This is a genomic window from Dyadobacter chenhuakuii (genome assembly GCF_023821985.2).
GTDB lineage: Bacteria > Bacteroidota > Bacteroidia > Cytophagales > Spirosomataceae > Dyadobacter > Dyadobacter chenhuakuii.
Window position 1 is genome coordinate 4,236,667 of the sequence record NZ_CP098805.1, and the last position, 12,784, is coordinate 4,249,450.

General features: G+C 45.8%; 11 protein-coding genes. 7 read left to right on the forward strand and 4 right to left on the reverse strand.

The genetic code is table 11. The features are described from left to right. Positions 1-19 precede the first annotated feature (19 nt). Positions 20-1,969, reverse strand: a complete 1,950-nt coding sequence (locus NFI80_RS17520) for a T9SS type B sorting domain-containing protein (RefSeq protein WP_235165527.1) — start codon at positions 1,967-1,969, stop codon at positions 20-22. Positions 1,970-2,153: 184 nt separating this feature from the next. Between NFI80_RS17520 and NFI80_RS17525 the strand changes: the two genes are divergently transcribed. Both NFI80_RS17525 and NFI80_RS17530 read left to right on the forward strand, forming a co-directional pair. After that, a complete protein-coding gene (locus NFI80_RS17525; RefSeq protein ID WP_233794789.1) occupies positions 2,154-3,401 on the forward strand; it encodes a bifunctional 3,4-dihydroxy-2-butanone-4-phosphate synthase/GTP cyclohydrolase II in 1,248 nt (415 codons plus the stop codon). A gap of 59 nt (positions 3,402-3,460) precedes the next feature. Next, complete coding sequence (locus NFI80_RS17530) at positions 3,461-4,456, forward strand: bifunctional heptose 7-phosphate kinase/heptose 1-phosphate adenyltransferase (RefSeq protein ID WP_235165532.1); 996 nt, start codon at positions 3,461-3,463, stop codon at positions 4,454-4,456. A gap of 28 nt (positions 4,457-4,484) precedes the next feature. Here the strand turns inward: NFI80_RS17530 and NFI80_RS17535 are convergent, their stop codons facing one another. Next, positions 4,485-5,465 (reverse strand): hypothetical protein, encoded by a 981-nt coding sequence (locus NFI80_RS17535; RefSeq protein ID WP_233794787.1) that lies wholly within the window; start codon positions 5,463-5,465, stop codon positions 4,485-4,487. Positions 5,466-5,630: 165 nt separating this feature from the next. Here NFI80_RS17535 and NFI80_RS17540 point away from each other — a divergent pair, with 165 nt between their 5' ends. After that, positions 5,631-6,626 carry a polysaccharide deacetylase family protein gene (locus NFI80_RS17540; RefSeq protein ID WP_235165534.1) on the forward strand — a complete coding sequence of 332 codons (996 nt, stop codon included), beginning with the start codon at positions 5,631-5,633 and terminating at the stop codon, positions 6,624-6,626. Between the two features lie 13 nt (positions 6,627-6,639). Here NFI80_RS17540 and NFI80_RS17545 read toward each other — a convergent pair whose 3' ends face one another. Together NFI80_RS17545 and lpdA are read right to left on the reverse strand one after the other, a co-directional pair. Continuing rightward, positions 6,640-8,397 carry a response regulator gene (locus tag NFI80_RS17545; RefSeq protein WP_235165535.1) on the reverse strand — a complete coding sequence of 586 codons (1,758 nt, stop codon included), beginning with the start codon at positions 8,395-8,397 and terminating at the stop codon, positions 6,640-6,642. Between the two features lie 136 nt (positions 8,398-8,533). Next, complete coding sequence (gene lpdA, locus NFI80_RS17550; protein WP_233794784.1) at positions 8,534-9,931, reverse strand: dihydrolipoyl dehydrogenase; 1,398 nt, start codon at positions 9,929-9,931, stop codon at positions 8,534-8,536. A 278-nt stretch (positions 9,932-10,209) separates the two neighbouring features. Here lpdA and prfB point away from each other — a divergent pair. The 4 genes from prfB to NFI80_RS17570 all read left to right on the forward strand — a co-directional run bounded on the left by prfB (position 10,210) and on the right by NFI80_RS17570 (position 12,763). Next, positions 10,210-11,284, forward strand: a protein-coding gene (gene prfB, locus NFI80_RS17555) for a peptide chain release factor 2 (RefSeq protein ID WP_157486611.1) whose coding sequence is annotated in 2 segments (ribosomal slippage) — positions 10,210-10,269 and positions 10,271-11,284 — 1,074 coding nt in all. Because the reading frame shifts where the segments join, the coding sequence is not laid out codon by codon here. Positions 11,285-11,382: 98 nt separating this feature from the next. Continuing rightward, a complete protein-coding gene (vapB, locus tag NFI80_RS17560) occupies positions 11,383-11,595 on the forward strand; it encodes a type II toxin-antitoxin system VapB family antitoxin (protein WP_235165537.1) in 213 nt (70 codons plus the stop codon). Then, a complete protein-coding gene (locus NFI80_RS17565; protein WP_235165538.1) occupies positions 11,592-11,975 on the forward strand; it encodes a type II toxin-antitoxin system VapC family toxin in 384 nt (127 codons plus the stop codon). The genes vapB and NFI80_RS17565 overlap by 4 nt, the downstream gene beginning before the upstream one ends. Beyond that, positions 11,975-12,763 (forward strand): alpha/beta fold hydrolase, encoded by a 789-nt coding sequence (locus NFI80_RS17570; protein ID WP_235165540.1) that lies wholly within the window; start codon positions 11,975-11,977, stop codon positions 12,761-12,763. Before NFI80_RS17565 ends, NFI80_RS17570 begins: the two co-directional genes overlap by 1 nt. Positions 12,764-12,784: the final 21 nt, after the last annotated feature.

The window sequence follows — 12,784 nt, forward strand, 5'->3', positions numbered from 1 at the left end:
ACAAGCCAATAAAAAAATCCTATCGGATCAATAAAAAGCTCCCATTTCTGGAAATTTGATTCCCTAATGCATCGGTCATCTCGATTTTGTACAAATAATAACCTCCCGGCGCTTTCCCGGTTTTAATGTTCCCATCCCAACCGTCTGCAATGTCATCTGTTTGAAACACAACCTCACCCCAACGCGAAAAAACAGACATACTGAATTTGGATACAAAATAAGCCTTCACTTCAAACCGTTCGTTGTGGGCGTCACCATTCGGTGTGAATGCGTCCGGGATAAGCACAATAGGGTCTCTCCGCAGCGAGAGGACGTTGGAGTAACTTTCCATATTTCCGTCTGCCGAACGAGCCTTTACCTGAAACGAAAATGCAGACTGAGATCCGATATCAAGCATATGACTGGTTTCCAATTGCTTCGGAATCTCATCCTTAACAACCCCTGCATTGTCGGTTTGAATCAAATCATAAGATCCTATGCTGGCAGTAAACGGAGCGTCAGCATTCCAATACACATCAGAAATGCGGTTTTGAAGTAAAATTGAGCAGATCGGCACGCTGGGTGCAGGCGATTTCAGGTTGCAGGCATTTTCGTAAGTAAACCGATAACAATATGAATTCTCATTTGGATTGACGTCGATGTCGTCAAACAACAGACTTTGATTGCCCGGTTGGGACACTTGCTGAAAATCCTGGCTTCCTAATGTAGCACGTTCGATAATCAGGTTGTAGCTGCTGGTGAGGCCTTCACCGACCAGTGCGACCTGGGTGGAAATCGTCTTTTCGTCTTTGACTGTTACACTGCCGGTTGTTATCGTCTCAGGCAATGCACTTTTAGGGGCAATGCTGAAAGGTGTGGAGTATGAACGGACGTCATTTTCAATGATGGCAACAATCTCATACTGATAATTAGTCCCGCATTTTACATCCGTATCGAGATAAGAAAGCTGTTCTGCTGATGAAAAAATCACAGAACCGTCGCGTTTTAATTGATATTGGATTAAATTATCCGTGTTGGGATAATGCTCCCACGCCACAGAAATGATCTCATCCAATGACACCAAACCTTCCTTAACCACCATGCTGCTGACAATCGGGCTGTCTATCAGGTTATCACAAAAATTCTTGGACGACAATTTAAAACGGTAAATCTGCCTGGCGTTCAAACCTGAAATGGTTGCCGATTGCGCGCCGTCCGACTGACCGCCTTTGCCCGTTGATACGAATTGCCCGTCGCCCTTATCAATCCAGATCTCTGTCGCTAAGCCTTCCATGCCATCATAAAGAATCTTTGCCTCGCCGGAAGCAAGCATTTCCACGCTTCTGATCCTGATTTTAGCAAGCGTCTGCGGCGCGGTTTCTTTGGTTAATGTGGTTTTTAATGTCTGGCTGCAATTCCCCGAAGTATGTTTCCCTTGCACAGTGATAGCAGGAATGTTCCCGGCAGATGCATATTGATGATCATAAAAAAGCCTCCCGCCATTCTTGATATTTACGGACTGACTTTTACCATCGCCCCAATTGATCTCGATGGCGTCATAAGCCTGTGCAATTGCATCATCAACCAGCGTAAGCCGCACCCGTCCGCTGTTACAAGTCATCAGATCGGCCTTGGGAGCGCGATTTTCTTTTACGATAACTTCTTTGCAAAGACTGAATCCCGCAACATCTTTTATACTGCCGTATTGCAGAATGGTGTAAGTCCCGGGCAGATCATAAACATGCGAAAGCTCGAAGGACCGGTCCTTTTCCTCTGGCGGTGAAGTGCTGTTTTTGTCGAAGTTATAGGCGTAGGTTACGTTTTCTGCATTAACCATCTGATTGGTAATATTCACTGTCAGTGGCGCGCAGCCTTCGGTAGGCGTGACGAGAAATTTACCGCTTGAACCACAGAAGCTTTGTCCGGATACGTTTTTATTAATAAACAAACATGCGCTTAACAGGAACAATATCAGTAGATTAATCTTCATAGGTGAGTAAATTTATTTCAAAATGACGGGCGGGATAGTTCCTGCGCATCATTGAAACGGATAAGCCAAAAGCTTTGTTAGCATGCAATGGAGGTTCAAAAATAGAACTTTTCAACATTAAGCATGTACCTTTGCTGAGTAAAAACGAGTTTTTGTCTAAAACTATTTTTCGTCAACCTGATTAATGAATAATAATAGCATTCCAATAGTTCTGGATTCCATAGATGAGGCCATAGAGGCTATAAGAAGAGGAGAAATGATCATTGTCGTTGATGATGAAGATCGTGAAAATGAAGGCGATTTTATCTGTGCCGCCGAACTCATAACCCCCGAAATTGTCAATTTTATGGCCCGTGAAGGCCGTGGATTGATCTGCGTTCCTATCACCGAAGAGCGCTGCGCCGAGCTGAACCTCGAAATGATGGTCGGCACGAACACGGCATTGCACGAAACAGCATTTACTGTGTCAGTGGATTTGCTTGGGCATGGATGCACCACAGGAATTTCGGCCAGCGACCGTTCCAAAACGATCAAAGCATTGGTTGATGCGGATACATTGCCCGAAGATCTGGGTCGTCCGGGACATATTTTTCCATTAAAGGCCAAACAAGGCGGTGTTTTAAGAAGAACAGGCCACACCGAAGCTGCGATTGACTTTCCAAGGCTTGCGGGTTTGGCACCAGCCGGGGTTTTGGTGGAGATATTGAATGAGGACGGATCCATGGCCCGTTTGCCTCAGCTCAGGGAAATTGCCAACCGTTTTAACCTTAAACTGGTTAGTATCAAGGACCTTATTGAATACAGACTTCAAAAAGAGTCTTTAATAAAAAGAGAAATCGGCGTGGATATGCCTACCAAATGGGGCCATTTCGATCTGATCGCTTACCGCCAGATCAACACCGGCGATTTGCATCTGGCATTGGTAAAAGGAACCTGGGAAAAAGATGAGCCTGTGCTTGTCCGCGTACATTCATCCTGCGTTACCGGCGATATTTTTGGCTCGTGCCGCTGCGACTGCGGTCCCCAGCTGCATGCTGCTATGGAAATGGTGGACCGAGAAGGCAAGGGCGTGATCGTATACATGAACCAGGAAGGACGCGGGATCGGGCTTTTGAATAAATTGAGGGCATATAAACTGCAAGAAATGGGCAGAGATACGGTTGAGGCCAATCTGGAACTCGGTTTTCCTATGGACGACCGCGATTACGGCGTTGGAGCGCAAATCCTCCGCGACTTGGAAGTGACAAAATTGAAACTGATTACCAACAATCCTAAAAAACGCGCCGGCCTGATCGGTTACGGGCTTGAAATTGTGGATTCGGTGACCGTTGAAATTCCTTCTAACCCGCACAATGAAAAATATCTTTTGACAAAAAGAGATAAAATGGGTCACAATTTGAGCAACCTTACCATTCCGGTTAATAAGGGGTAAGGAATGTTGTTTCAGTCAAGTCATATCTAATATTTGTACTAATAGCGGTAGAATTTTAAATGGATATCAATCAGGTTTTTGAAGCATTTAACACCTTGCGTGTACTGGTTATCGGAGATGTAATGCTGGACTCTTATGTCTGGGGAAAAGTAGAAAGGATTTCCCCAGAAGCCCCGGTTCCGGTTGTTAATGTTCAGAAGCGCGAGTATCGCCTCGGCGGTGCCGGCAATGTCCTTTTAAATGTACAATCGCTTGGTGCGGAAGCTATTATATGCACGGTAATCGGCACGGACAGCTCAGGCGATCTGCTAAAAAACAGTTTGAAGGAAAAAGGCCTGAATTGTGAAGGCTTAATTCGCAGCGAAAGCCGGATCACGACCATTAAGGAACGCATTATTGCAGGTTCTCAACAGGTTGTCCGCATTGATACGGAAACCGACAGACCCATTTCCGCCATTGAAACCGAAAAACTTATTGCCAAAGCCAAAGAGCTGATTCCGAGCAGCAATGTGATTATTTTTGAAGATTATGACAAAGGCGTGCTAACCCCTGAGTCAATTTCCGAAATCACTGCATTTGCCAACGAGCATAATGTTCCTACCGTTGTTGATCCCAAAAAACGAAACTTCCTGGCTTATAACAATACGACGATGTTTAAGCCAAATCTCAAAGAACTGCGGGAGGGCCTGAAAATCGAATTTGACGTTGATAATCCTGAGGAACTTCGTGATGCCGTACGGCATTTGAAAGAAGCATTGCATGTGAAAGGTGCATTAATAACCCTTTCAGAACGAGGCGTAATTATTGATTATCAGGATGAAGTCCACAAACTGCCCGCGCATATCCGGCAAATTGCGGATGTTTCCGGGGCTGGCGACACGGTGATCAGCATTGCGGCATGCTGCGTTGCATTAGGACTGCCATCAAAAACCATTGCTGCGATTTCCAATCTGGGCGGAGGCTTGGTTTGCGAGTTGGTGGGCGTGGTGCCCATTGACAAGGAATTGCTCAAAACAGAAGCAATCAACCTCATTATTCCACCCGCTTTTGCATAAGCAACAACCGAGTTGATGGAGTTTTAAATTACCAGTTGATCCCGGACTGCCCTAGGCCCATTCTTCTCGTAAATTTAGAAGAAAGCTTCGACCGGCTCGTGATATAGCGAACACTTGCGCCAATGTAGGGAGTCGTTGCGGGTGTGTAAGAAGTAAGATTTTCCCGGGCACTATTGAATGTTTTGATCTGGCGGAAAGTGCTTACACCAGCTTCAACCGACACATTGATGGCCGTAAACAAGTGCGCATTGGCAGAAATCCCGGTTTTGATCTGACGATAATTCTCTCTCCTAAGCATCTTTTCCTCAGGCATCTGTATTTGGAACCCGCCGCTATAACCGCTTAATCCTGCAAGCAAATCCACATTAAACCATTTGGTGGCCTTATAATTGGCATTCGCCATAAAAGGCAGCAACGCGGAAACGCGCCAATGTCTACCCAAACCCTTATTAACCCCAAAAACAGGGACAAAACGCAGCTTTTGGTTATATGCTAAAACAGATCCATACATGATCTGAGTCCGCAAACCGAGAATGTGCATCCGCGCCGCGCCGCCCCAGAAAAAAGGCTGCGGACTGAAAAAAGTCTCATTGGTCTCCGTCATACCCAAGCCGCCCCCATACACCCAAAGCCGGTCCTTAATGCTGGCTTGCAGCCTTATTACACCCAGCGAGAGCGTTTTATACCCATGTTCAGGATTATTTTTTCCATCAACGGTTGGCTGGATCTGGTTGTATTGCGCCAGCATAACTGTGTGCACAGCGCGCAGATCAAACTTCTTTCTCAAACTATAACCCAGCTGCACTTCGCTGTGGATGGGAATTATGCCTAAAAAACCGGTTCTCGTCACGCCGTAATCCTGCGTCCCGTTCATGCTGGAAGGCACTGCATAATCTGCTTTTAATGTCAAATTGGGATAAAAAAGGCGGCTTAGCGAGAAATGCTGCGCTTGCGCGGCGCCGAAAAGCAAAAGAAATGAGCAGGTTAGCAGACTTCGGGAATGGATCATGCGGAAAAGTCGGGGTGGCTGATTTTGGCAAATAACGTGAAAAACCGGGGGCTATTGTATTTGAAAGCAGATCCGGCTTGCACGGTGATAGTACAATCAGCGCCAAAGCGGGTAATAACAAGCGCAAATTGCCTTAACTTAAAAACAATGTGAATGAATCCTCATATGAAAACAACATTACTTTTCTTATTCATTCTGCTATCCAATGTTGCCATGGCGCAAACTGCTGAAACTTACGCTGAAAAACTGGGTTACCCGAAAGGGAAAAAAGTGCTGATCATTCATGTGGATGATGTCGGTATGTCTTATGAATCTAACCAGGGCGCGATCAAGGCGATCCGTAATGGTGTTGCCAATTCCCTGAGCGTAATGATGCCTTGCGGCTGGGTGCCGGGTTTTGTAAATTATTGGAAAGAAAACAAAGATCTCGATGCAGGACTTCACCTTACTATGACGTCCGAGTGGAAGGATTACCGCTGGGGACCGCTTGCCGGGAAGCCGAATGTGAAAGGGCTGGTCGATCCCGAAGGTGCAATGTGGCGGAGTGTGGCCGATGTTGTAAAAAATGCTTCCGCCGATGAAGTGGAAATGGAGATCCGGGCGCAGCTGGACCGTGCGCGGGCGATGGGTTTAGAACCCACGCATATGGATTCACACATGGGCACGCTTTTCGCAAAGAATGAATTTCTGGAGCGTTACCTGAAAGTAGGCATGCAGGAAAAAATCCCGGTCATGTTCCCGGGAGGGCATAACACGTCTATCCAGGCCGACGAAAGAATGAGTGCGGAGCGTTTTCAAATGACACAAGCCATTGGAAAGCAACTCTGGGATGCCGGACTTCCTGTGCTGGACGATCTGGAAAACACCAGTTACGGCTGGAAAGGGCCGGAAAACGGCGACAAATCTGAAAAAGCGCTGCAAAAATACAAGACAGACAAATACATCAATGCCATCAAAGCGCTTAAACCAGGCCTGACGATGGTCATTATGCACTGCACAATCCACTCCGACATATTCCCGCACATTTCGGATTCATTGCCTACGCGTGAGGGCGATTACCTGGCGATGGTTGATCCCGAATTGAAAAAATACATTGAAAAAGAAGGCATCATTCTCACCACCTGGCGCGAGGCGATGCAGCGGAGACAGAAAGTGAAGTAATGAGGGAATCAAATCATTGATTTTCAACCCCAATGTGTGCATACACGATCTTATAGAAATCGGGTGGCAGGAATGGTTTTACGAGATAATCGGTGAAACCATTCGCTAATGCACGTTCGCGCTCGTCTTCGAATGCAGATGCGGTAAGCGCCACAATGGGGATTTGCGGATCGCGTTTGCGGATCATACTTGTGGCTTCGAAACCATCCATGACAGGCATCCGCAGATCCATGAATATGAGGTCAAAGCGGTCGGAGAAATATTTATCGACCGCTTGCTTTCCGTCCGATGCAAGATCAAAGGGAATGTTCTTTCTTTTTAAAAGACTGGTGGCAAAAATCAAATTCGTGGCATTGTCGTCCACGACCAGCACTTTGGAGCCTTTGTTTAATGCGGGTGTAGGCACCTTTTCTGATTTTGCCGGATCTTCCACGGTAACGGAATAGGGAAGCGCAATTTGAAATGAAAATACAGAACCATCTCCAAGCTTACTCTTAAGCCTCAGCTCTCCGCCAAACAAACGGACCAACTCCCTGGAAATGGCCAATCCGAGCCCCGTCCCGCCATCCTGCCTTTTCACCAGGCTTCTTACCTGTGTAAATATTTCAAAAACATTGGATTGCTGATCCTCCGAAATACCAATCCCTGTATCGGAAACGGCAAATTCCAGCTTGATAATGCCATCGTTCGTACGCTCCAACTCCTTAACCGAGAACTTTACAAACCCCGAATCCGTGAATTTAATGGCATTATGAATCAAGTTGTTTATCACCTGGCTCAACCGGACCTGGTCGCCGCGAAGTTGGGGAAGGTTAGGCGAAAGATCTGCTGACAATTCAAGGCCTTTTTCCCGTGCGCGAGGCAGAAAACTGTTATAAAGGTTTTTGAAAAGCTCTTCGATGTCGAACGTAACGGGATGAAGCTTGACGTGATTGGAATTTATTTTATTAAAGTCTAATATATCATTCACAACCGCCATTAAGTGAATAGAGGAGAATTTCAGCGTTTCTATCAGCTCCATTTCCTCCTCGCTCCGCGATTTATTCTCTTCCAAAAGATGCACTATGCCCACAATGCCATTCAGCGGCGTGCGGATCTCATGGCTCATCGTGGACAGGAACTCCGACTTGGCCAATGTTGCATCTTCCGCAATCTGCTTTTGCTTTTCCAGCAGGTCATTTTGCTCGGCAAGCGAAAAAAGATAGAAAAATTCATGTTTGTTACGGCTCTCATGAAAATACATCATGAAGGGAAACAGCATTTGCCCAAGAAAGAAAAACAACCCGCCCTGACTGAAAAAATTGTACAGATAGCCTGGATGGCGGTAATACAATGCCGGTGGGAAGATCGTCATAACACACACGGTCAGGATAATGCTGTACTGCACAGGCCACCGGAGTACAAAGAACGAGAACATTAAGCCAAGCGTCATGTTCAGGCTGGCACGGTCGTAGGAGGCATGCGGCACTTCGGCCAGGATATACGCGTGCACCGGCACCAATGCGAGATTTGTATAGAAAGATGCTTTCTGAGCGCTTAGCCTGCCCGTAAAATGAAGTGTGAGCAAAAAGATGATAACGCCGCTCAGGACCAGTTCTGCCGCCAAAACCTCCGGAAACGCAGGATCTTTTCGCAAAAAATAGAGGATGGATGTAGCAGGATAACCAACCAGATAAGCAACACAAAAGATAATGTTGCCCCACCGCGACTTCAACTCACTTTCTTTTTTCCACAGTTCGTTGAACTCGTTCGTATATGTAGATTTATTCAAGAAAGAGCAATTTAAATGCGCTGATAACAAGGTTGAGACTGTCGGTCGGACAATGATCCAAATTTACATAAATAGCAAAAAATAAGGGCATCCAAATGAATGAATACCCTTATTTCAAGCAATAACTTATTTAATGTTACAAATCAATCGCTTCACCGTAAGCCGCTTCCGTTGCTCCTTTCAGTGCTTCGGACATTGTTGGGTGCGGATGGATTGCACGCATAATCTCATGAGAAGTAGTTTCCAATTTACGGGCTACAACCACCTCAGCGATCATTTCCGTAACATTGGCACCAATCATGTGAGCACCAAGGAACTCACCATATTTTGCGTCAAAGATCACTTTTACAAAACCGTCGGTAACACCTGCTCCAACCGCCTTACCCGACGCCTTGAATGGGAATTTACCTACTTTAATGTCGTAACCAGCTTCTTTTGCTTTTTTCTCTGTAAATCCAACAGACGCAATTTCAGGCTGGCAGTAAGTACATCCCGGAATGTTTCCGTAATCCAATGCTTCCGTTTTGTGTCCTGCGATTTTTTCAGCACAGATAATTCCCTCAGCCGTAGCAACGTGTGCCAAAGCAGGGCCAGGCGTGCAGTCGCCAATCGCATAAAATCCTGGAACGCTGGTTTCATACCATTCGTTTACAGTGATTTTGCCTTTATCCGTTTTAATGCCTGTTTCTTCCAGACCAATATTTTCAAGATTAGCAACGATTCCGGCAGCCGAAAGCACGATATCTACTTCAAATGATTTCTGTCCGTCCGGCGTCTTCACAGAAACTTTACAACCGTTTCCGGAAGTATCCACGGTCTCAACCGTTGAGTTTACGTAAGTTTCGATGCCCAGCTTTTTGTATTGCTTTGCAATTTCTTTTGATATGTCCTCGTCCTCAACCGGAACCAGGTTTGGCAGGAATTCAACAACAGTCACTTTCGTGCCCATAGAAGCGTATACATAAGCGAATTCCATTCCAATCGCACCTGATCCAACTACCAGCATAGAAGCAGGTTGTTTTTCAAGGCTCATTGCTTTGCGGTATTCGATAACTTTCTGACCGTCGATCTTGATATTCGGCAACTCACGAGCACGCGCGCCGGTGGCGATAATAACGCCTTTACCAGCTGTGTAGTCCGTTGTCTTACCGTCTTTGTCTGTAACTGCAACTGTTTTCTGGCCCTTAACTTTGCCCGTTCCCATGAGGACGTCGATCTTGTTCTTTTTCATCAAGAAAGAAACGCCTTTGCTCATGGTATCCGCAACGCCACGGCTACGCTGGATCACTGCACCGAAATCAGCAGCATACTCACCAACATTGATCCCGTAATCTTTTGCATGCTTAATGTATTCAAAAACCTGTGCACTTTTCAGAAGTGCTTTGGTAGGAATGCAGCCCCAGTTAAGGCATATTCCACCTAAACTTTCTTTTTCAACAATTGCTACTTTAAGTCCTAATTGGGAAGCGCGAATGGCTGCGGGATAACCTCCCGGGCCGCTGCCAATTACTATCACATCATATGCTTGAGCCATTTTCCGGTATTTTTATTGTACGAAATGGGTTGACAAAAATTTCCTGCAAAGTTAAGACGATTTGCCGGAAAGACTACATCTACAACGCCTCGTATTTGCAGTGAAACTGAGGGTTATTGCTATTTGTTGTAGCTTTGCGACGTTTAGAGCCTGCGGGACCTCTGTCAGTCTGAGCGGAGCCGAAGACGCGTTACCAAGGAGTAGCGTGCCTTCGGCTCCGCTCAGGCTGACAAGGTCAAACAGCAACATTTTTTCAAACTTAAATTCAAAAAATTCAAATGACTGCAGAGCAATTGAAAGACTTGAAGGCCCGTGTAGAGGCTTTGGGGAGGTATCTTTGACTACGATAACCGAAAAAAACAACTAGAAGATCTTGAACAGCAGACTGTTCAACCGGAGTTCTGGAATGATTCAGAACGTGCCGAGAAAACAATGCGGGAAATCCGTGGATTGAAATTCTGGACCAATGGATACGAAGAACTTTCGCGCTTGCGGGACGATCTGGACACAATTTGGGAATTTTATGAAGCCGACGAAGCAACAGAGGAAGAAGTGGATGAAGAAGGCCTGAAACTTTCCAACAAGCTGGAAGAAGTAGAATTCCGGAAAATGATGGGGGAAGAAGGCGACGAACTGCCGGCTGTAATTGAGATCAATGCAGGCGCAGGCGGAACGGAGTCGCAGGACTGGGCATCCATGCTCATGCGCATGTACATTATGTGGGCTGAGAAAAATGGTTACAAGGTCCGGGAAGTGGATTTGCAGGATGGCGATGTGGCTGGTGTTAAGTCCGTTACATTGGAAATTGATGGTGAATACGCTTACGGAAATTTGAAATCGGAAAATGGTGTGCATCGGCTGGTCCGCATTTCGCCTTTTGATTCCAACGCAAGGAGGCATACTTCGTTTACATCCGTTTATGTGTATCCGCTTGCTGATGACAACATTGAAATTGATGTTAACCTAGCCGACATTACCTGGGACACCTATCGTTCCGGTGGAGCAGGCGGCCAGAATGTGAACAAAGTGGAAACCGCGGTGCGTTTGCACCATAAGCCTTCCGGGATCATCATTGCCTGTCAGCAGGAACGTTCGCAGTTAATGAATAAAGAAGTGGCTATCAGGCTTTTGAAGTCACGACTTTACCAGATCGAGCTCGAAAAACGGAATTCTGCACGCGCAGAAGTGGAAGCATCCAAGCGAAAAATCGAATGGGGCTCCCAGATCCGCAGCTACGTCCTCGACGACCGCCGCGTAAAAGACCACCGAACCGATCACCAGACATCGAACACCGATGCTGTATTGAATGGTGAGATCAATGATTTCATCAAGGCATATCTGATGGAGTCGTAAGATTTCTAACTTTTTTGAAACCTCCAAGTCGCCAGATTAAGGTGCTTACTTGGAGGTTTTTTTTCTTTTGAGTAACTTACTTTCTAAATGCAAAGATTATGAGCGAAATAGAGTTGATGAATAAGATGTCCGTGCTTCCTCAAAATTTAAGGGAGGAGGTTTCCGATTATGTCGATTTCCTAATCAGCAAGTATCTTCATAAAGATAGCCTGAAGAAAACGCCCTTGAAATTTGGGATGATGAAGGGGACTTTCACCATGAGCCCAGATTTTGACGAGCCGCTGGATGACTTTAAAGAATATATGCCTTGAATATAATTTTAGATACACACGCACTAATTTGGTTTTTTGAGGGAGACTCAAACTTGTCGGCAAAGGCACTTGAAGCAATTGAAAACACCAATAATAAAAAATTTGTAAGCGTTGCCTCTCTATGGGAAATAGCTATTAAAACGAGCTTGGGCAAATTGACCCTGCAAAAGCCTTTGGATACATTTCTTTCAGAACTCGTCCAGTCCGACATTCAAATTCTACCTATTTCAATAAATCAAGTCCTGCTGGTAAGTCAATTAGACTTCTTTCACAAAGATCCATTTGACCGCATTATCATAGCGCAAAGTATTACCGAAAAATTTCCCGTTGTTACAAAAGACCCGAGCTTCCTCTTATATCCAACTGACCTGTACTGGTGATGCAGGAGCCTACTACACTCCCCTTCCACAAACTAGGCTGCGGAAACCGCATTCTCCTTGCATTTCACGGCATCGGGCAGGATGGGGCGAGTTGCTTTCGACCTTTTGAGAAGATGCTAGGCGAACGTTATACCATTTATGCTTTTGATCTCTATTTTCATGGGCTGAGTTTGGGGGTTCAGTCAGGGGTTGTTACCAAGCAGTTTTGGGTGGAGCAGGTTCGGCATTTTCTTGAAACGGAGAAGATTGGCAGGTTCGACATTGCCGGTTTCAGCATGGGTGGGCGGTTTGCTTTGGCTACTTTGGAAGGTTTTCCGGAGCGTGTTGATGATGTATTTCTGATTGCTCCCGATGGGGTTTCGGAGCATCCGCTTTATTCGCTGGCGAGCCGCTTTGCTCCTGCACGGGGGCTTTTTCGCTGGTCTATGAAGCGTCCGGAGGCCTTTTTTAAGGTTGCTGATGTGCTTCAAAAAGCTGGTTTGGTGAATGCGAGTTTGTATCGTTTTACGCAGCAAGTGCTTAATACACCTGACAAACGGCAAACCGTTTACAATTCCTGGGTCCATTTCCGGGATTTGCGATTTGACATTTCTGCGCTTTACCAGAAGGCTTCAATCAATAATGTTTCGATTTATTTGTTCGTAGGCCAATTTGATAAACTATTGAAACCCGCAGCCGTCAGGCGACTTGCGGATTTGATTCCTAAAAACCAATATATTCAACTCAAAAGCGGTCATACGCAGCTGGTTGAGCAGGCGGCCTCATGGATTTTTGCTTTATTTAAGTAAATTGAGGAAACTAAACCCGCC

What these genes read in the sequence shown, in the direction of transcription:
- NFI80_RS17520 (WP_235165527.1), bottom strand. Translation starts at nt 1,969, where the DNA reads ATGAAGATTAATCTACTGATATTGTTCCTGTTAAGCGCATGTTTGTTT.
- NFI80_RS17525 (WP_233794789.1), top strand. Translation starts at nt 2,154, where the DNA reads ATGAATAATAATAGCATTCCAATAGTTCTGGATTCCATAGATGAGGCC.
- NFI80_RS17530 (WP_235165532.1), top strand. Translation starts at nt 3,461, where the DNA reads ATGGATATCAATCAGGTTTTTGAAGCATTTAACACCTTGCGTGTACTG.
- NFI80_RS17535 (WP_233794787.1), bottom strand. Translation starts at nt 5,465, where the DNA reads ATGATCCATTCCCGAAGTCTGCTAACCTGCTCATTTCTTTTGCTTTTC.
- NFI80_RS17540 (WP_235165534.1), top strand. Translation starts at nt 5,631, where the DNA reads ATGAAAACAACATTACTTTTCTTATTCATTCTGCTATCCAATGTTGCC.
- lpdA (WP_233794784.1), bottom strand. Translation starts at nt 9,931, where the DNA reads ATGGCTCAAGCATATGATGTGATAGTAATTGGCAGCGGCCCGGGAGGT.
- vapB (WP_235165537.1), top strand. Translation starts at nt 11,383, where the DNA reads ATGAGCGAAATAGAGTTGATGAATAAGATGTCCGTGCTTCCTCAAAAT.
- NFI80_RS17570 (WP_235165540.1), top strand. Translation starts at nt 11,975, where the DNA reads ATGCAGGAGCCTACTACACTCCCCTTCCACAAACTAGGCTGCGGAAAC.